This is a genomic window from Haloarcula sp. MBLA0163, assembly GCF_055632435.1.
The window spans coordinates 360,412-379,153 of sequence record NZ_CM145745.1 but is presented as its reverse complement, the minus strand read 5'-3'; the positions used below and the strand labels follow the sequence as shown (position 1 = coordinate 379,153).

The window sequence follows — 18,742 nt, the reverse complement described above, 5'->3', positions numbered from 1 at the left end:
CATCTAACAGCCTGCGCTCACCGGATGACGTGAAGCTCCGGTACCGCGCCGTCGTCGCACTCCTGTTGCTGTCGGTCCTCGGTGTGAGTTTCGTCCACTACGAGGCCACCGAGGACCAGCGCTGGCCGTATCCTGACGCCAGCGAATTAGCGACCGACTACGACGCTTACGTCGGCGAACGGGTGTTCCTAATCGGGGAGGTGATCGCCGTCAACACCGAGGGAGGCGCGTTTACTATCGAGGACGAGGATGCCGGGAAGACGATCTCACTCACCGTACGCGGGAGCGACGCCGCCGTGCAGCGCGGCGGGACGGTCCAGGTGTACGGAACGCTCGGCCCTGACAGGAACGTCGACGCACAGGTCGTCAGAGTGGTCAACGCGAGTACCGGCGCCCTGCTGTACAAGTATGGCGCCTCGCTCGTCGGTGTCCTCCTGTTCCTCGTGCTGTTCGCTCGGTACTGGCGCGTCGACATCGACCGCTGGGTACTGGAGGCGAGACGCGATGGCTGACCTGTTGACGCACGTGCTGGTCCCGTTCGTCCTGCTGACCGTCGCCGGCTGGCGCATCGACTGGCTGGACCGGCGCTGGGTCGTCGTCGGGATGGGCGGCGGCGCTATCCCGGACCTCGTGAAGGTCGACATCGTCCTCGAGGCCGATACTGTCGGCGCGATGCTCGGCGTACCGCTCTCTTATGACTCGTTCTCGACGCTCGGCGGCGTCCTCCTCGTTGCGGCACTCATCACGCTGGCGTTCCAGCGCGACCACTGGCGCCGGGTGTATGGGCTGCTCGTCGCCGGTGGTCTGAGCGCGCTCGTCCTCGATGGGCTCCGGGTGTTCGCCGACGGCCACGCCTCGGCGTGGCTCTATCCGGTCACGAACTGGCGGCCGCCGACGCCGAGCCTCTACGTCTCCTCTGACCCGACAGCACTCGTCGTGACGCTGGCGCTCGCGATAGTCGTCCTCGTCACCGACCGGTACCGAGAGGCGGCGTAGACCGACCTACCAGGTCAACCCTTCGTACGTGATTCCGTCACGCCGCTCGACAATCCGCCGGCCGTCGACGACCACCGACTCCGCCATCGCGTCGAACTCGTCGTCCAGCGCCCCGAACTCGTCCCAGTCGGTCACGACCACGGCACCGTGGGCGCCCTCCAGCGCCTCGGCAGCCGAGTCGGCGTACTCGACGTCGGGATACCGCTCGCGCATGTTCTCGACGGCGACGGGGTCGTAGGCTACGACCTCAGCATCCCGCTCTCGCAGGCCCTCGATGACCGGCACGGCGCGCGTGTTCCGGATGTCGTCGGTCCCGGGCTTGAACGCCAGTCCGAGGACGGCGACGCGCTTGCCGGCGACGTCTACGTGGTCGTCCAGCAGGGAGAGCAGGCGCTCGGGTTGGGCGTCGTTCACCTCGACGGCGGCCGACAGGACGGCTGGGTCGTACCCCTCCTCACGGGCGGCGGCGATGATGGCGTCGGTGTCTTTCGGGAAGCAATTGTGGACGACGAGTCCATCGGTCGTGACCAGCGTATGATTGTCCGTGACTTCGAGCGAAAACACGTCGGCTTCTCTCTCGTTGACCGAGATATCCTGAACCTCTACTGTCGTGTGAGAATCTCCGACCGTGTGGCTCGACGGTTCGATGTCGCGGTCGTACTGCGATAGGCGCTGTTCGATTTTCTCTCGGTCGCTCGGCAGGAACAGGTCCGTGAGTTCAGCAATCTGCCGTTTCGAGCTGACTCGCAAGAAGTGTGCCGGTTGCGTCGACTTCTGTGATTGAGAGGTCTTGTAGCTCGGGACGATACCGAGACTGTGTAGCAGGAACTGCATCCCCTGAATTAGCTCCTCGCTCACCGAACCATAGTCGTACACGACAGCGTTCGAATGGCTCGTGTACTCGATATGGCCGTCACCCCGGAACAAGCCGGAGAGAAGGGCGCGTCTGTGTGTTGGCGAGGCCTGATAAGCGGCATCAGGAATAGCCGCGGAGTACGAGCCGGTGCCACAACCGAGCCATTCGAGGAAATACGCCAGGACTCGGCTCGATATCTCGATCTGGGTGGCCGTCTCCTGTGTATCAGTCCGATACCTGACCCCGAGTTCGTCAAGATACGACTCGACGTCTGTGACATACTCCTCTTCGTCTGTCGGATGGAAGCTCAAGAACACACGTTTGCGTGTCGTCGACCCGCGGCCGGAGTCGTCGTCGTGAATATGTCCTTCACTGAGGTAGTACCCTATGAATCGCCAGAAATCGTCGTCCGCAGGAAGTACTGCTGGGATGTACGTCTGTCCGCCACCGACAGTCGTGTAGAGTGCGAGATTACCACGCGCTACCGGAAGGTCGTCCTCGAACTCAAGGACCACGTCGAGTGGTAGGTAGTTGTTCCGAGCGAATTCGTGGACCTTGTCGTAGCTGTACTGGTCGTTGTAGTCGGCCAAAGACTGCCGAAGTTCGGGTTTGTGCTCACCGAGATCGAACGACGGCTTCAGGTAGACCGAATCGTTCTCGAAGGCGGGAGCCGAATCGATTAGGTCGATTAAATCGAACGATTCGAGAGGGTCCGGAGGTAGCCCAGTCTGAACCGGTAGCTCGTCGCCTTCTGTTAGCGAGGTTGCCTCTCGAACGGTGACCTCACCGTCAGCTACGGCAAGCATCGGGTGGTCGTGTGTGACAGTGACCTCCTTGTTCATCTTCGTCCGAATCGTGTGGAGTGGCCCATCGTACTGCCGACGCGTCACAGCCAGAACCGGTTCGAAGGAGAACTCGCCGTCCTCGTCACAACTCAGAACGGAAACGTCCTCAATGTCACCGTCAGCAGCGTAGTGGTCGAAGAATTCGGCCAATGAAAGGAGTTTGGTGCCCGAGTCGTCTTTCGTTAATACTCGTTGGTCACCCGTGAGACAGCTTCCACCCCAACCCACTCCACTCCGCAAGAACTGCTCACCGATGCGGTCGTCGAGGCCAATGGCCTCGGCCACCTCGTAGGCGTCGACGCCGAACTCCTTGCAGACGTTCCCGATGTCGTTGATGAGACTGACCTTGCTCGCGAGGAAGGTGTTGTTGGCGTACTTTATCATCTCAGCCTCGGCGATGCCCGTCTCCACCACGGGGACGTCACCGTCGGCGGCGTCTCGGAGGGGGGCGTAGAGGGCGCGTAATCGCTCGAACGCTCGTTCGTCGTCGGCGCCGAAGACGAGTTTGTCGGGGTTAAGGAAGTCCTCGACAGCAGTGCCCTCGCGCTGGAACTCGGGGTTCGAGGCGACGAGGAAGTCCTCGCCGCGGGTGAGTCCGGCCTCGGCGATGCGCGGGGCCAGTCGCTCGTCGGTCGTCCGCGGGATGACCGTCGACTTCGTGACGACGAGGTGGGGGTCCACAGCGTCGTCGGCCTCGGCCAGCGCCTCCCCGACGGACGTCGCGCCGGCCTCCATGTACTGCAGATCGATACTGCCGTCCTCGTTCGAGGGGGTCGGCAGCGCCAGCATCGTCAGGTCCGTCTCTCGGACGACGCCGTAGTCCGTGGTCGCCTGGAGGCGGTCGCCGCCGTGGTCGGCGACCAGTTCGTCCAGTCCCGGTTCGTGGATGGGCGACTCGCCCGCGTTGACGGCGTCGACGATGGCCTCGTCGACGTCGATGGTCGTCACCTCGTGGCCCAGGTCGGCGAGGCAGGCCGCGACGGTCGTCCCGACGTAGCCGCTCCCGACGATGCTGACGTTCATCGGCGGAGGGTTGGCCACCACCATACTTGAGAACTCGGGTCCTTCGCCGGCTGGTTCGGCGCTCTCTTCCGTCGCGGCCGCGTGGATAATCCCCTTATAACAACGCCGGGGCCTGCCCCAGGCGTGACCAGTCAGGCGACAGCCGTCGCCGTTCGGAACAAATGGACACTGAACGACTCGTGTCGGTCGGCGTCGCCTCTGTCGTCGTCGTCGCCGTCGGCCTCTCGGCCGCGACGCTCGGTCCGTCGATGTCGACCGACCCATCGGACGCGATAGACCCGGATTACGACATGCTCCCCGTCGGCGACGACCGCGCCGGCGAGATAGAGGACGCCGCACAGAATCTCCACGACCGCTACACGGGCAATCCAGCACCGACCGGTGAGCAAAGCGAGAACGCGAACAGGGACCCCGACGGCTCAGACAGGCAGTCCGTCAGCGAGTCGAGCAGCGCGAACTCGGAGTCGAACGCGGGGTCGGGCGGGGAGAACAACCAGCAGCAGGCACCGAGCGAGGGCGAGGGGACCGGCGTCGTACCCTCCGAGTCGGTCTGGCAGACACTCCTGACGGCGCTCCTCTGGCTGGTGGCGCTCGCGGCGGTCGTAGGCATCGCGTACCGCTACCGCGAGAAGATTATCTCGCTGTTAGGTATGATGGTCGGGGCCGAAGCCCCGCCAGACGAGGGGACCGAAACGTTGCGCCCGGCACCAGAGAACGAGGTTCAGCGAGCGTGGGTAGCCCTGCTTCGACGCGTCGGCATCGCCCGACAGCGGACGAAGACACCCCGGGACTGTGCCCGGGCCGCCGTCGAGACGGGGTTGGACGCCGACGCCGTTCACCGGCTTCGGCGGACGTTCGAGGACGTCGAGTACGGCGGCGCGTCGCCGTCGGGTGAGCGGGAGCGGATCGCTCAGGAATCGCTTGAGGCGCTGGGGGAGGACGCCGATGAGTGAGCGAGCGGTCACCGGCGTCCGTCGTCTCGGGTGGTACCTGCTCGTGGCCGTCGGCCTCCTCACGTTCGCGCTGGCGGTCGTCCCCGGTGGTTCAGGGCTCCTCCCGACGGAGGCGCTCATCGACCGGGTCGGTAACGAGTACTTCCTGCTGGGGACGCTCGGCGGCATCGCCGTCGGCGTCCTCGGCTGGATGGTCGTCCGCCGTGCGAGAGAGCACGTCACACAGGCCGAGCCGCCGGAGCCGGAGACGGTTCGGGACGCGCCGCCACCGGGTGTCGAGTTCGACCAGCTGGTCGAGGGGCTACCGACGCTCGCAGCCCGCGAGGGGAGCGAAGACGCCGAGGAACTCCGCCGACGGTTGCGTTCGACGGTGGTCGCGACGCTGATGCGCGAGGCCGATCTGAGCGAGGAGCGCGCCGAGCGACAGGTCGCCGAGGGCGCGTGGACGGACGACCCGGTCGCGACGCGGTTCCTGGACGAGACGGCCAGCGGACCCCCGCTGAGCGAGCGCGCTCGGCTCCTGCTCCGCGGTGACTCGTGGGTCCAACACGGCGCCAGAGCCGTCGCGCGCGCCCTGCTGGAGCGGACCGACGCGGCCGACGCGCGTGGGGACGGGAGCGAGGAGGCATGACCACGGTCCGGACGACCGGCCGGTGGCGCGGTATCGTCGCCGTCGGCCTGTTCGCCGTCGCCGTCGGTGTCCTCGCCGACCGACCCGCGGTGTTGCTCGTCGGGGCCGTCGGCGCCGGCTACGCGGCGTACCCCCGATTGCTCGGCCCACCGTCCGTCGAGTTGGAGTTGGAGCGGCGTCTCGACGACGGCCATCCCGCCCGCGGCGACCCGGTGACGGTGACGACGCGGCTGACGAACACTGGCGACCGGACACTGACGGACGTGCGCGTCGTCGACGGCGTCCCGCCGATGCTCACCGTCGCGTCGGGGAGTCCGCGCCACGCCGCCGTGTTGCGGCCCGGCGAGACGACAGCGTACACCTACGCGGTCGAGGCCGAACACGGCCGCCACCAGTTCGACCCCGCCACCGTCGTCGTCAGGGACGTGACCGGCGCCCACGAGGTCGAGACGACGGTGGCGACGGGCACCGAGATAGACTGCGCCGAGTCGGTGCCCTCCCTGCCGGTGCGCCAGCAGACCAACGGCCACGCCGGTCGGCTCGTCACCGACGACGGCGGGAGCGGCATCGAGTTCCACGCCGTCCGCGAGTACCGCCGCGGTGACCCGCTGGGCCGCATCGACTCGAAGCGGTGGGCCCGCACCGGCGAACTCACCACCATCGAGTTCCGCGAGGAACGGCGCACCTCGGTCCTCCTGCTGGTCGACGCCCGCGAGCCGGCCTACCGGTCGGCGCGCGAAGGAACGCCCAACGCCGTCGCCCACAGCCTCGCCGCCGTCGAGCGACTGCTCGCGACGCTCGACGACACCAACGACTTCGTCGGCGTAGCCGCGCTGGGCCGGGAGTTCTGCTGGGCCGCCCCTGGCGTCGGCCCTGACCACCACGCCGACCTCCGCCGACTGCTCGGCACCCATCCGGGCCTGTCGGCGACGCCGCCGGCACCCGAGGAGGACGGCGACATCCGCCGGCAGACGGAGATGCTGCGGAAGCGCCTCGACACCGACACGCAGGTGCTCGTCTGCTCGCCGTTGGCCGACGACGCCATCGTTCGGACCGTCCGGACCCTGGAGGCGGCCTCGCACACCACGACGGTGCTGTGTCCGGACGTGACCGGCGACCGGACGCTCGGGCAACGACTGGCACGCACCGAGCGCGAGAACCGGATACACGCGCTTCGCGAGGCCGGCGTCCCGGTCATCGACTGGTCGCCGACCGAATCGCTGGGCACCGTCTTGCTTGGCGAGCGACGACGGCGGTGGTCGGCGTGACCGGCGTCGACCACCGGCCCACGCCAGTCGCGAGTGCGCTGGCGATACTGCTGGCGGGCGTCTCGACGGCACTCCTGGCTCCCGGCCCCGACCAGCGACTCGCCGTCTTCGGGACGGTCGCGGGCATCGCCCTCGTCGTCTTCGGCGACCGTGACGACCTGACCGGCGAGTACCCCCCGCTGATCGGGCGGGCGGTCGTCGCCGCCGGCGGCCTCGTGGTTCTCGCGGCACTCACACACGCGCTGCGTGCGGTCAGCGAGTTCGGCGCACAGGCGGAGCTCGTCCCCGGACTGGTGGGTATCGTGTGCGTCGGCCTCGGGACGCGGCCGCTCAGACAGCGCTTCGCTCGCCGGTTCGTCTCGGCGGGACTCGCCGCGCTCGTCGTCGGCGTCGTCCTCACCGGCATCTTCGAGCGCGGGGACCCTCCGGCGCTGCTCGCGGCGACGGCCGCCGCCATCGTGGCCTGGGACCTCGGGGAACACGCCATCAGTCTCGGGGAGCAGTTGCGAGCCGACGCCCGTACCTACACTGTCGAACTCGTCCACGCCGGCGCCAGCGGCGGCTACGGGGCCCTACTGGTCGTCGGTGCGATGGTCCTCTACGAGAACGGGGGGACCGGCGTGCCGCTGGGTGCGCTGGCCCTGCTCCTGGCCGCCGCCGTCACGTTGATGGCTGTTCTGTATAGGTGACCGTCGGCACTTCGACGTCGTCGAGCAGGTCCGCCACGACGGCGCGCTTTGCGACGTCGTCGACGCGCGCGTCCGGCGTCAGGACCAGCCGGTGTGAGAGGACTTCCGGCGCGATGCGGGCCACGTGGTCGGGCGTGACGTAGTCGCGGCCGCGGACGACGGCGAGGGCTCTGGCCGCCTCGAACAGCCGCTGGGTCGCTCGCGGGGAGACGCCCGTCTCGACGCGTGGCTCCTCGCGAGTCGCGCGGGCCAGTCGGACGACGTACTTCCGGACCTCTTTCTCGACGTGGACCGATTCGGGTGCCTGCCGCAGCTCCGACGGCGCCATCGAGACGGCCTCGGTCACCGATGGCGTCCGGTCGGTGCGGGCCGCTCTGCGGTCGATAATCTCCAGTTCGCCGTCCTCGTCGGGGTAGCCCAGACTCGTCTTCACGACGAAGCGGTCGACCTGTGCCTCCGGCAGCGGGAACGTGCCGTCCTGCTCGATGGGGTTCTGGGTCGCGATGACGAAGAAGGGGTCCGGCAGGGCGTGTGTCTCCCCGTCGATGGTGACCTGTCCCTCCGCCATCGCCTCCAGCAGTGCGGCCTGTGTCTTCGGCGACGCGCGGTTGATTTCGTCGGCGAGGACGACGTTGCCGAAGATGGGGCCCTCGCGAAACTCGAACTCTTGGTCCTTCTCATTGAACACGTACGTGCCGGTGACGTCGGCTGGAAGGAGGTCCGGCGTGAACTGGATGCGGGAGAACTGGAGTCCGAGCGCGTCCGCGAGCGACCGCGCGGTGAGCGTCTTGCCGGTCCCCGGCACGTCCTCCAGCAGGACGTGGCCGCGAGCGAGGAAGCCCGAGAGCACGGTCTCGAGCGTCTCTCGTTCGGTGATGACCGCACCTGAAACGGTGTCGAGGACGGTCCCACAGTGGTCGGCGACGGCGTCGACGTCGGTGTCCGTACTCATCGAGCGGTGACAGAGGGATAGCGGGCTTAGTTATCGTCGGCCTACCGGGTGCCGTGATGCAAGACGTGACAGCACTGGGTCGGTACGAAAGGGGGCCGAGGGAGGTCGCCGGGTCGCGCTCAGGTGAGCCGGCGAGCGAGCCACGACCGCACTCGCTGTGGGCGCGTGGCGACGATGACAGTCGTCTCGGCGCGCCGGCCGACCATGCGGGCGGTCGACCCGACGACGACCCGGCGAAGTCGGCCACCGCCCCCGCCACCGATGACGGTCACGTCCCGTTCTTCGGCGGCCGAGACCAGCGTTGCGGTGACGTCCTCGCCCTCCACGACGTTCGTCGTCGTGGACACGTCGCCGACGGCGGACGCTGCCTCCGCGACGAGTCGCTCGGCCGCCTCGCGCGTCTCGTCGGCGGTGTCCGGCGACACCACTCTGAGTACGTCGACCCGGGCGTCGTTCGCGCGAGCGATAGCCCGGCACACACCTGCCGCGAGGGCCGTATGTTCCCCGGGTCCGGCAGGGAGGCAGATGGTCTCGACGCCGTTCGCGGTCGGCCCGATCTTCTCGACGAGGACGTCGCAGGGGGCCGCGGCAACGACGTCGTCGACGATGTGGCCCAGCACGATGTCGCTGTGGCGACGCGCGTGCCAGCCCAGCAGTATCGCGTCGGCGTCACAGTCCGTCGCGGCCGTGAGGATGCCACCGGCGACGCTGTCGGCGACGACGAGGCGGCCGTCCACGTCGACGTCGGTGCCCTCGGCGACCTCGACGGCACGGTCGAGTAGCTCGCGGCGGTCGCCGCTGAACTCCTCTTTGATGACCTCGTCGCGGAACACCCAGAACGGCGACGACCGCGACTCGCCCACGACGCTGACGACGAAGACGTCCCCGTCACGGTCGCGAGCGATGTCGATGGCTGTCCGCATCAGCTGCCCGACGTGACCCGGGTCAGCCACCGAGACGGCGACTCGATAGTCGGTCGTGCCTGTGTCGGTCGCCATTGTTCACTGTTAGCACTGGACTGGCAAAAGTATGCACCTGTATCCACAGGGACACAGTATCGGGTCGCGGTGGTCGCCGAGGCCATCGGCGTGACCGAGACGGGGTCAGGACACCTCCTCGGAGTCGTCCTCGGTGACTAACGTGATACCACAGCGTCGTTCGGCCGCCGATAACTGTTCGACGCCGATGTCCAGGGCTGTCTGTTCCGCGTCGTCTGTCTGGTCACACTCGTCGTCCCGTCGGTTCGCACCCTCACCCATGGCGGCCGTCGCGTCCGATAGGTGATTGTTACGCGGTGTATACTACCAGCAAGACCACTGAGTCGGGCGTCGCCGTCCCGAAGCCCTCTCAATATCTGCAACCGGATGAACATTTTAGTACCACTACATGTTTCTCGAAGACGATGGGACAGGCACAGGGGGCCTCGACGTGGGGGTTGCCTCCCGGCGAACGGTATACGCGACACAGAGGGGAGCACCGCCGATACTGATGGGCCAGCGAGACGGGACTGTCACCGGACAGGGAACGGTCGCCCAGCCGCCGTGCAAGCCGCCGCTGGAGATGATCGAGGTGGGCGGCGAGTGGCACCTCCGCGAGTTCCGCCGCACGGAGCGGCAGCCGACCGTGGTCTCGACACACGGGAGTCGCATCGACGCGATGCGGGCCGCACAGGCGACGATGACCGACGAGCGCTATCCGTGTCTCCTGCGGTGGGACGCTCGCGACGTCGTCGGTGACATCTACAGATGAGCAAGGCGAGTGCCTGGGGGCTTGACCCGAGGGTGAAGCCGACACTCAGACGTGTTCAGTTCGTTCGATATACCGTTCAATCGTCTCGCTGGATACCTGCCCCGCCGTTCCGATGTAGTACGACTGTTCCCAGAAACCACCGCCCCACAGACACTTCTCCAAGTACGGTTCGTGCTGTTCCCACATCTCTCTTGCCGTGATGCTCTTAACCGTCCGTACTATCTCGCTCGGTACGTGTTTCGGGTGAGCAAAGCGGAACAGATGTATGTGGTCGTGCGAGATGTAGATCGACAGTATCTCGTACCCGTACTCGTCGCACACGTCGCGGAAACTCTTGTCCAGCGAATCTTCGATTGGTTCGAGTATCGCGTGGCGGTACTTCGGGCACCACACGAAGTAGTAGTTGATGTTGTACACGGTGTGGTTCGACCGCTTCTCGCCTATATTGATACTAACGGCTAAAAATTCATGGATCTTCAGAGACAAGGATCAGTATGGCGACGTTAGAGAACGTTTCTGTCGAAGACCTCCGCCAGATTTTGGCGGAGGTCGACGATGCCGACGCGACAAAGCGGCTCATGGCGGCGATCACTTACAAGGAAATGGACGAACTCACGCAGACAGAAGCCGCCGAACTCTACGGATTTTCCAGTAGTTGGGCCTCGAAATGGTTTAACCGACTCGAACGGCTCGCCGACGAGCCGTTCGAGGAGGTCGTTTACGACAAACAACGAGAGGGCAGACCTTCCGAACTCTCCGACGAAGGGCACGAGCAGTTCGTCGAGGTCCTTCACCAACGACCCGAGGAAGTCGGATTCGACGCGCCCGCGTGGTCTGTTCCACTAGCTCGTCACTACCTCTCCGAAGAGTTCGACGTTGAGTACTGTGAACGGCACGTCCGGCGATTGATGTCCGAGGCCGGGCTGTCCTGGAAGACAGCCCGGCCAGAGTACTACAAGTCCGACGAGAGAGCACAGGAAGCCTGGCAAGAAGGGTTCAAAAAAAGCGCGACGATCTGGATGACGAATACACGATCCTCACAATAGATCAGACGCGACAGGTCCTCTCGACGCTGATTTATGCGTGGTTTCCAGAGGGAGAGCGCCCGTCACTGCCGGTGACGGGCGCTTGGGACAGCATCAAACTCCTCGGTGCGGTCAGCGACACCGGCGAGACGTTCTTTCTGCCGTGTGCGGAGAACTTCAACAGCGACACGACGATCCGTCTGCTGGACGCACTCCAGACCGAGTTCGGCGAGAAAATCTGTGTTGTTCTGGATAACGCGTCGTATTTCACGGCGAACGCAGTGCAGAAATTCGCCGAAGAATCACCGATCGAACTATGCTATCTCCCGCGGGGTTCACCGGAGCTGAACCCCGCGGAAGACTGCTGGAAACAACTGAATCAAGAACTCGGAAATCGCCTCTTCGACACGCTTGATGAACTTCGTGATGCTGCGCTCTCTGCGCTCGACAGCATCAAACCACCAGAGGTTTTCACGTATTTATGTCTGTAAGTATGAGAACACGTCTCCGACACAGCTAAGTATATTCTGAGTATATACACGAGTATGGCGAATCGCTTTGAAATTGAGGGCGAGGAAATCCTCGACGGCGAGGTCAAGCCGTTCGGGAACAGCGCCCATATCACCGTCCCCAAACGCTGGCGTGGGGCCGACGTGAAGGTCGTCCGAACCTCAGAACCCACCGAACAACACGAAGAATGACTGACGAACAGGCCCTCGTCAAAACGCTGGACTTCCAACTCGACATTCAGAGTGACAACGAGGGCCTGCTGTACGACGCCACGCTCGAAGCCCGCTCGGTGTACAACGAAACCGTCCGTCTCGCCAAAGAAGGCGTGGACTGGAATGCGATTCCCGACCGTGTGGCTGACGACGCCACCCTCGTGAAAAACACGACACAGCGCGTCGTCGCCAAAGCACTCGGCGCGATGGAGAACTACTACGAGTACGACGACTTCGGACTTCCGAGTCATACCAAGGATGGCGCGTACCCGCTTCGTGCGAACTACGAGGAAGGGTACAACCTGTCGCTCACCGACGACGGTGACGTGGCGTTCCGCATCAGCGCGAAGCCGTACAATCACGTCAAAGGCGTCCTCGAAGGGAGTGACGCTCACCTCGATATTCTCAAGACCGCCCTCGAAAGCAACGAGTGGAAAGTTGGGACTGCAGAAGCCCTGTTCCACAACGACAACCCCGAGTTGCACGTCAACGTCACCTACACCGAGCAGACTGTTGGAGACAAGCAGGACTCACGGACAGTCGTCGGCGTGGACGTGAACGAGGACAACGTGGCCCTCACCGCGCTCACTGAGAACGGTGTCGAGGACACATTAGTCATCGACTTCCCCGAAATCAAGTTCGAACGCCATCACTACTTCACGATGCGGAAGCGTGTCCAGAACGCCGGAAAGGACAGTATCCACGACACGTTGGAAGGGCGTGAGGAACGGTTCGTCCGTGACCGACTCCACAAGGTGAGCCGTCACATCGTGGAGTGGAGCCGTCAGTTCGAGAGGCCGTGTATCGTCTTTGAAGACCTCAAAGAGATGCGTGATAGTATCGACTACGGTACGCGGATGAACCGACGCTTGCACCACCTCCCGTTCCGTGCCCTTCAGTTCTATACGTCGTACAAGGCGTCGTTCAAGGGGATTCCGACCACGTGGATTAACCCCGAGTACACCAGCCAGCGGTGTCCGATGTGCGGACACACAGAACGTGCGAACCGAAACAAGAAGCGGTTCAAGTGTCGGTCGTGTGGGCATCAAGACCACAGCGACCGTGGTGCAAGCGTCAATATCGCTGTGAAAGGCGTGAGGGAACTCAATTGGAATGTGCCTGCTCTCAACAGCCTTCCCGTCGTTCGGAAGGTGCGACGGCAGGCATCGGGGGCCGTGGACGCCCCGACCGTGACCCACGACGCCGTTCGAGGTTATCAGACCGATGGTGTCGCGGGAGTGTCCGACTAATCCACGGGAAGCCTCGGGGCTTGACCCCGAGGCGGTTCACTGGAACGAGACGTTCAAGCGGGTGCGGCTCGAACACAGCACGCTCCTCGACGCGTGGGTGGTCGTCCCCGACGGCGATAGCTTCGTCTTCGAGTCGGCACGGAACATCGAACCGGCCTACGAGGCAGCGAAGTCAGTTCAGCGAGAGTACGACTTCAAGAAACTCGCGGTGTGTTCGCGTGATGGTGAGGTCAGGAAAGTCGTCGAACACCGGTTCTTGCGGAACTCTATCGCGGAATCCGGTGTGCGGTTCAAGCGCGACCGGCCGCTGGGCAGAGTCGACGACACTCTCAGCGGCGAGGAACCCGCGACGGCAACTGGCAACGCCGAGATTGCGTCGATGACGACGACCAGTACCCTGATGGCCGCGATTCCCGACCTGACGGAGCTTGAGACGGTCGCCACCACCGGGTACGTCCACCACTACCGCGGGACGTGGACGGACGGCGAGCAGGCGCGCATCGCACTGCTCGACCCGGACCGGAACGCTAGCAGCGCCGGCGCCAGACAGTTCATGCGCGCGGTCGACGACTGGCGAGAACTCTGTGACGACGACTGCGTCACGACCGTCTACGAGGTCGGTATCAGCCCGAACGCGTGGGTCGCCTACCGGGCCGGCGAGGGCACGCTCGGGCGATATCTCGGCACGCTGTCGCGCACCTCACAGTTGCAGATACTGGCCGACGTCGCCACGGCCGTCGACCGCGCAATCGAACGCGAGGTGTTCAGTACGGCAATCAATCCCGAGACCGTCCAGCTCACGTCGCGTGACGAGCCAGCCCGTGCTTCTCTCGCGGGCTGGGGCATCGAGCGGGCCGTGCGGGCGGCCGTCGACGACGCGACGGTGACACCCTACACGACACCGGAGCAACTGGACGGGAAGGTGGCGCCGTCGACGCCGGTCTATCAGCTCGGTGCGCTCGCCTACCACCTCCTCTGTGGACAGGCGCCGTTCGAGACGGCCGAGAACAGGCGACAGGCGATTCGGACCGGGTCGCTCCGACAGCCGAGTGCGGTCGCGTCCGTGACGGAGGCGCTCGACGACGTCTTGCGTCGGGCGATGGACCCAGTGCCCGACAAGCGCTACGACAGCGCGACGACGCTGCATCGGGACCTCGCGGATGTACTGTAAGTAACGGCGAGTGGGTTCGCCGCCCCAAACTACGTACGGGCCCGACGAGGAATGTCAGTACGCGCACCTCAGTGACCCACCAAAGATGAAACAGTACCCGTCGATTCCACACGTCGAGAACGCGCCGGCCGACCTCTTCGAATCGGGCCACCTGTGGCTGCTGGAGAAGGTCGACGGGGCGCTCCTTCGCTTCCAGTTGCAGGACTCGGGCCTCGTTCGGTTCGGCGACGGCGACCGGATTTACGACGACCCCGACGCCGTCCCCGACCCGTACCAGCACGCCGTCCGGCACGTCCGAGAGCACCTCGACCGGGAGGCGCTTCGCACCGCCGTCGACGACGTCGAGGAGGTCGTCTTCTTCGGCGAGGCGACGCACTACCACACGATCGCCTACGACTGGGAGCGGACGCCGTCGTTTCTCGGCTTCGACGTCTGGTCGGACAGCCGTGACGCGTTCCGCCCACCGGACGCCGCCGAACAGATATTCGACCGCCTCGGCCTCCATCCCGTGAACGCCTTCGAGCGGGAACAGCAGGCGCAGTACTTCGACCCCGAGTCGTACACGTTCCCCGAGTCAGCGTGGTACGACGGGCCGCCAGCAGGCATCGTCGTCCGGAACAAGCGCGGCCAGCGAGCGATACTGCCGAATCCCGCCGTTCGGGAAGCCGACGGGTCGAACCCGGTCGACGCACCGGAATCCGAATTGGCAGAGAGATACGCGACGACACGTCGCTTCGAGCGGGTCGTCGACGACCTCGAAGCCAATGGCCGACCGATGACGTTCGACGCACTCTACGACCGTGTGCTGGAGACCATCGTTCGGGAAGCGCACGGCCGCCTTTACCACGCACGGAGCGACGTCGACATGGGTGAGTTTCGGTCGGCGGTGGCCGCACTGACGCGGGCGTTTCTCGACGAGCGACCTGCTGACCGCTAGCGAGGAGTCCTATCGTGAGATTTCAGACTGAGTGTGGCGGCCTGCTAGTCTCAAGATACGTACGTTCCAAACGTCCTGCTCACCGAGATATCTCAGTCTGTGAACCTATCCAGACTCACGCGGAAGTGGAACACCGTGGCTCTGACTGGGACCGTTTGGGCTGATGGCCTCGTAGACGACCGAAATGCGGCGAATATCGGCTGTGTATTGGCGGTATAGTGCAGTATATGACAGTTGATAGCTCTCTGAGCGCGGGCTCAGTTTGAGATTAGTATCCGTAATAGATGGCGAGCGCCTTCAGAATCAAGTAGATAACGAGAATCGGCAACCCGACGTAAATTCCGATTGTCCGAAGCAGATTCCAGGGGAGCAAACCAGCACTCTGACCGACGGTAAGCGTGCCGGCAGTCGTGTCACCGACACGGAATGTCACGTCGCCAGTCTGACGCGGCTGGTACTGGAAACGGATTTGGCGTGTTGTGGATCCAGATACGGTGACATTCTGCGTGTTGATGGGCTGGCCGTTTGCGAACAATGACACTGCCATCGAGTGCTCTCGGGTATCAGCGTTCGCAAGTGTCGCAGTAACAGTGATCGTCTCGTTGACCGACGCCTGAGTTCGATTGAGCGAGGCATTGAGTACTTGCAGCGAACTTTCTCCACCTGTTTGCGCTGTCTGAGTGGCGACCTGCGTCTGTGATGTTACACTGGCCGTTTGGGTACCAGATGAGTCAGTCTTCGTTTGCTCAGTCGGTACGTCACCACCTCTGTCAGTAGTCCGTGGTGTATCTGTACGAGTCGTGGTGGTCTCGGTTCGTGTAGGTGCCTCAGTTACAGTTTGTGTCGTCGTTGCGGTTTCCGTTGTGGTCTGGGTCACCGTCGCTGTCGTAGTAGCAGTCTGCGTTGCTGTCGATGTTTCGGCGGGTGTAGGTGTCGCTGTAGGCCCACCAAACGTCCCACCGGGGAATGTGAGATTCAATTCTTCTACTTCTTGCTCCGGATCCGGATCCGTCTCCTCAGCCTGTGGGCCGTCTCGGTCGTCAATATGGAACGTGACCGTCGTATCGATATCACTGCTTACACGGAGTTTATCAGCAGTTGGCTCCGAGCCGCCGTACATTCCCGCGGATTCGACAGTAATCGAATCCTGTATTTCACCGTTTGCCACCGCAACGATAGTCGTGCCCGCCGGGGCATCAGTCCCGGTGCTTGACTCGACGGTTCCATAATAGGAGTTTGGAGGCGCGGTCTGTGCGATCGACGGACCGACCCCGATACCGAAGAGAACCAACAGCCCTAGCAGTACAGCGACGATAGCGTGGCGATACTGATAATGTGAGTGCGTGGATTCCGGTGACATTCCCATCAGAACCTGAGTGAAATCCTAGCGACAGTGTTACGATACATCGTGCGGAGACAACACGCCGAAAGTACGTTCGATCACTCTGTGGAAGAGTTGGCCGAGGTGTCCATACTCGCGAAACAGTGAGGAACTGCCTTAGTCAGCTTCCCTCGCTTGCGTCGTAACCTTCGTCGTCAACTGTCCGGATCTCCTCTCCGGAGTCAATGTAGACGAAGTACCCCTCGAACCCATCGACAGTCGTCGTGCCAGAGACCTCATCGAACGCCGAGGTATCTGCGTCACCGGATTTGTCCGTCAAGTCGACGCTCTGGTCGCGAACGTACACCTTGACGTTAGAGTTCCCGTCGACCGTAATACCGTCGCCGAGGTCATCCGAGATCTGCACCTCCTGTTCGGTGTTCAGATCCGGCGTTGCAGCAACCAGGTTGTACCCTTCGTGGAGTTCGGTAGAACGGAGTTGGCCACGCTCTTCGAGCGTGTATCCGACCCGAGCATCCGCGCCCTCGGCGTAGATGTAGTACCCCGTCCCGGCCTTCGTTTCAGCGGGTGAGATCCACTTCGTGTTTTCTGCCGTCGGGTCGTAGGTCGTGACGTCACTGACGTTCTGGAACACGACGTCGTCAGCGTCCATGGGGGTTCCAGCCAGTTGATAGCCCTTATCCAATCCCTGAGCCTCGTGGACGAGTTCAACGGTGTCGGTAGCAGCCTGTGCGTCGGCTTCGGCTATGGAGACAGTCGCCTGGCCGACCGTGGTGTCGTCCGGGATTGCCGTTGGGTCGATGGTTGTGTCGATCGTACCGTCTTCGACAGTGACCGAGTAGGTTTCGCCAGCGATCGTCAGAGTGGCTGTCTCGGTACTGGCATCACCACTGGCGATGAGGTTCCCCTGCGCATCGGTGACTCCAGTCGCAGTCACGTGAACCGACGTATTTGTGTCGGCAACGATACCGACGAAGTCCTGCTCGATAGTGAGCGTCTCGACCGAATCGATCGCCGTATCGAGTGTCACCGCGTCACTCTTTGCTTCCGTGTTGCCGAAATTATCCGTCCCAACGACGCGCAGCGAGACGGTGCCGTCACTGGCAGGCGGACTCTGGACGGTAAACGTATTGTAGTACGTGTCGCCCGACTGTTTCGAGAGGGTCAGCGAACTGGACCCGCCGAGCGCTGAGGCATCTGTTTCGACGGATTTCACTCCGGCTGTGGCATCCGTCACGGTGGCCGCGACTTTGACTGTATCGCCAACTGTCACGGTGTCGTCGGCACCCTTATGTGTGACTGTAACACTGCTCATCGTTGGCGCAGTCGTGTCGACCATGTAGTCGACCTGGAGCGTGTTACCGGACGGAACTGGCGGTCCAGACGACCACGACCTGACCTGCCCAGCCTTATCAGTCGCCTTAACTGTCACATTGAACGAGTCATCGCTACTGATGCCGTTCTTGGTCGTATTGTAGCTCCAGTCCGTGGTACCGGAAACGCTCAAGAACGTTTCAGAGGTGACCCAAGACGATCCGTCGTAGTAGTCGCCGTTACTTCGCTGGATGGAGACCTTGACCGAGCGCACACCGGTATCGTCCGATGCGCTCCCTGAGATCGTCGGCCCGGCGGTCAAGTCAGCGCCGTCAGTGGGCGAATCAATGTTGACAGACGGATATTCGTTGTCAACGACAAACGTCGTCGACGCTTCCGACGTTTGGAAGCCCGTCCCCTTATCAGCCGAGATCGTTGCCTCACCGTCATCCAGTCCGTCACCGAAGCTCAGTGTACTGAGGTCAATGGTAACAGAAAAGTCCTGGTTGTTAACAGTCTTGGTGACTGTCGCGAAATCGTTGTCATCAGGGTCCTGGATCAAGAACGTGACATCACCCGTCGAACTGACATCCCCTTCGACAGTTATCGTTCCGTCTGCCTGGACGGGATCATCGGTCACTGTTAACGTAGAGCTATTGACGGCGGCGCTCACGCTGGCCGAGAACGCGACTGTCGTCGCAAAGGCTGCTACAAGTAACAGAGTCGTCATCAACAACGCCTGTATCTGCGTTCGAGATGCCGTGTCAGACATTGGTTGCTATCTGTGTACGTAGGTTGTCCGTTGGGCGATCATGTATGAATCGCTCGTATATCATTCTAAATAGGCCTTCCAGTTAACCAATAAAGTATCTTTTCCTGATATTATCAGATGTGAGGTTGAGAAAGAGTAGCAGACTCAGGTATTTATGAATATCTCGGGTTTCAGTATGTGCCCTGTATATCTCTCTCCAACCGGTTTCCATGGTATAAGAAGAATTCCAAGCCGTCCGCTACACAGG

Annotated in this window: 18 protein-coding genes and 2 pseudogenes; 12 read left to right on the top strand and 8 right to left on the bottom strand. The window is 63.2% G+C overall.

The annotated features are described in order from the left end of the window. Positions 1 to 29 precede the first annotated feature (29 nt). Together ACV7GQ_RS01835 and ACV7GQ_RS01830 are read left to right on the top strand one after the other, a co-directional pair. The gene (locus tag ACV7GQ_RS01835) at positions 30 to 512 is read left to right on the top strand and encodes an OB-like fold-containing membrane protein (RefSeq protein WP_470311854.1); all 483 of its coding nucleotides are present in this window, start codon (positions 30 to 32) and stop codon (positions 510 to 512) included. Next, positions 505 to 996, top strand: a complete 492-nt coding sequence (locus ACV7GQ_RS01830; protein ID WP_470311853.1) for a hypothetical protein — start codon at positions 505 to 507, stop codon at positions 994 to 996. The genes ACV7GQ_RS01835 and ACV7GQ_RS01830 overlap by 8 nt, the downstream gene beginning before the upstream one ends. Positions 997 to 1,002: 6 nt before the next feature. Here the strand turns inward: ACV7GQ_RS01830 and ACV7GQ_RS01825 are convergent. Together ACV7GQ_RS01825 and ACV7GQ_RS01820 are read right to left on the bottom strand one after the other, a co-directional pair. Then, positions 1,003 to 1,497, bottom strand: a pseudogene (locus ACV7GQ_RS01825) (UDP binding domain-containing protein); the annotation flags it as partial. A gap of 3 nt (positions 1,498 to 1,500) precedes the next feature. Beyond that, positions 1,501 to 3,720: pseudogene (locus ACV7GQ_RS01820) on the bottom strand (nucleotide sugar dehydrogenase); the annotation flags it as partial. Positions 3,721 to 3,881: 161 nt separating this feature from the next. On the opposite strand from ACV7GQ_RS01820, the gene ACV7GQ_RS01815 reads away from it, so the two are divergent. From ACV7GQ_RS01815 to ACV7GQ_RS01800, 4 genes are read left to right on the top strand one after another with little or no spacing between them, the layout of a single operon-like run. Further along, the gene (locus ACV7GQ_RS01815) at positions 3,882 to 4,673 is read left to right on the top strand and encodes a DUF4129 domain-containing protein (protein WP_470311852.1); all 792 of its coding nucleotides are present in this window, start codon (positions 3,882 to 3,884) and stop codon (positions 4,671 to 4,673) included. Continuing rightward, positions 4,666 to 5,304 carry a DUF7269 family protein gene (locus ACV7GQ_RS01810; RefSeq protein ID WP_470311851.1) on the top strand — a complete coding sequence of 213 codons (639 nt, stop codon included), beginning with the start codon at positions 4,666 to 4,668 and terminating at the stop codon, positions 5,302 to 5,304. Before ACV7GQ_RS01815 ends, ACV7GQ_RS01810 begins: the two co-directional genes overlap by 8 nt. Next, positions 5,301 to 6,572, top strand: a complete 1,272-nt coding sequence (locus tag ACV7GQ_RS01805; protein WP_470311850.1) for a DUF58 domain-containing protein — start codon at positions 5,301 to 5,303, stop codon at positions 6,570 to 6,572. The genes ACV7GQ_RS01810 and ACV7GQ_RS01805 overlap by 4 nt, the downstream gene beginning before the upstream one ends. Beyond that, a complete protein-coding gene (locus ACV7GQ_RS01800) occupies positions 6,560 to 7,261 on the top strand; it encodes a DUF7519 family protein (RefSeq protein ID WP_470311849.1) in 702 nt (233 codons plus the stop codon). The genes ACV7GQ_RS01805 and ACV7GQ_RS01800 overlap by 13 nt, the downstream gene beginning before the upstream one ends. On the opposite strand, the gene ACV7GQ_RS01795 is transcribed toward ACV7GQ_RS01800, so the two are convergent. The 3 genes from ACV7GQ_RS01795 to ACV7GQ_RS01785 form a co-directional block, all read right to left on the bottom strand. Then, entirely contained in the window at positions 7,233 to 8,213 is a 981-nt protein-coding gene (locus ACV7GQ_RS01795) for an AAA family ATPase (protein ID WP_470311848.1), read from the bottom strand. The two genes, ACV7GQ_RS01800 and ACV7GQ_RS01795, sit on opposite strands and share 29 nt — an antisense overlap. A gap of 119 nt (positions 8,214 to 8,332) precedes the next feature. Further along, a complete protein-coding gene (locus ACV7GQ_RS01790; RefSeq protein ID WP_470311847.1) occupies positions 8,333 to 9,211 on the bottom strand; it encodes a universal stress protein in 879 nt (292 codons plus the stop codon). A 105-nt stretch (positions 9,212 to 9,316) separates the two neighbouring features. Continuing rightward, positions 9,317 to 9,472: a hypothetical protein gene (locus tag ACV7GQ_RS01785; protein ID WP_470311846.1), complete on the bottom strand. Its 156-nt coding sequence runs from the start codon at positions 9,470 to 9,472 to the stop codon at positions 9,317 to 9,319. Between the two features lie 229 nt (positions 9,473 to 9,701). On the opposite strand from ACV7GQ_RS01785, the gene ACV7GQ_RS01780 reads away from it, so the two are divergent. Further along, positions 9,702 to 9,962, top strand: coding sequence for a hypothetical protein (locus ACV7GQ_RS01780; RefSeq protein ID WP_470311845.1), 261 nt, complete (start codon positions 9,702 to 9,704; stop codon positions 9,960 to 9,962). 45 nt (positions 9,963 to 10,007) lie between these two features. On the opposite strand, the gene tnpA is transcribed toward ACV7GQ_RS01780, so the two are convergent. Further along, positions 10,008 to 10,406: an IS200/IS605 family transposase gene (tnpA, locus tag ACV7GQ_RS01775; protein ID WP_470313129.1), complete on the bottom strand. Its 399-nt coding sequence runs from the start codon at positions 10,404 to 10,406 to the stop codon at positions 10,008 to 10,010. Positions 10,407 to 10,456: 50 nt separating this feature from the next. Here tnpA and ACV7GQ_RS01770 point away from each other — a divergent pair. From ACV7GQ_RS01770 to ACV7GQ_RS01750, 5 genes are all read left to right on the top strand, one after another. Further along, a protein-coding gene (locus ACV7GQ_RS01770) for an IS630 family transposase (protein WP_470311844.1) occupies positions 10,457 to 11,478 on the top strand; the annotation gives its coding sequence in 2 pieces (ribosomal slippage) (positions 10,457 to 10,961 and positions 10,961 to 11,478; 1,023 coding nt in all). Positions 11,479 to 11,532: 54 nt separating this feature from the next. Then, positions 11,533 to 11,688 carry a DUF2080 family transposase-associated protein gene (locus ACV7GQ_RS01765; RefSeq protein ID WP_470311843.1) on the top strand — a complete coding sequence of 52 codons (156 nt, stop codon included), beginning with the start codon at positions 11,533 to 11,535 and terminating at the stop codon, positions 11,686 to 11,688. Then, positions 11,685 to 12,959, top strand: a complete 1,275-nt coding sequence (locus ACV7GQ_RS01760) for an RNA-guided endonuclease InsQ/TnpB family protein (RefSeq protein ID WP_470311842.1) — start codon at positions 11,685 to 11,687, stop codon at positions 12,957 to 12,959. Before ACV7GQ_RS01765 ends, ACV7GQ_RS01760 begins: the two co-directional genes overlap by 4 nt. Then, on the top strand, positions 12,934 to 14,130 hold the full coding sequence (locus ACV7GQ_RS01755; RefSeq protein ID WP_470311841.1) for a protein kinase family protein: 1,197 nt from the start codon (positions 12,934 to 12,936) through the stop codon (positions 14,128 to 14,130). The genes ACV7GQ_RS01760 and ACV7GQ_RS01755 overlap by 26 nt, the downstream gene beginning before the upstream one ends. Before the next feature lie 85 nt (positions 14,131 to 14,215). After that, positions 14,216 to 15,067, top strand: coding sequence for an RNA ligase family protein (locus ACV7GQ_RS01750; protein WP_470311840.1), 852 nt, complete (start codon positions 14,216 to 14,218; stop codon positions 15,065 to 15,067). A 268-nt stretch (positions 15,068 to 15,335) separates the two neighbouring features. On the opposite strand, the gene ACV7GQ_RS01745 is transcribed toward ACV7GQ_RS01750, so the two are convergent. Further along, positions 15,336 to 16,235 carry a hypothetical protein gene (locus ACV7GQ_RS01745; RefSeq protein WP_470311839.1) on the bottom strand — a complete coding sequence of 300 codons (900 nt, stop codon included), beginning with the start codon at positions 16,233 to 16,235 and terminating at the stop codon, positions 15,336 to 15,338. A gap of 334 nt (positions 16,236 to 16,569) precedes the next feature. Further along, positions 16,570 to 18,495: an Ig-like domain-containing protein gene (locus ACV7GQ_RS01740; protein ID WP_470311838.1), complete on the bottom strand. Its 1,926-nt coding sequence runs from the start codon at positions 18,493 to 18,495 to the stop codon at positions 16,570 to 16,572. Positions 18,496 to 18,742: the final 247 nt, after the last annotated feature.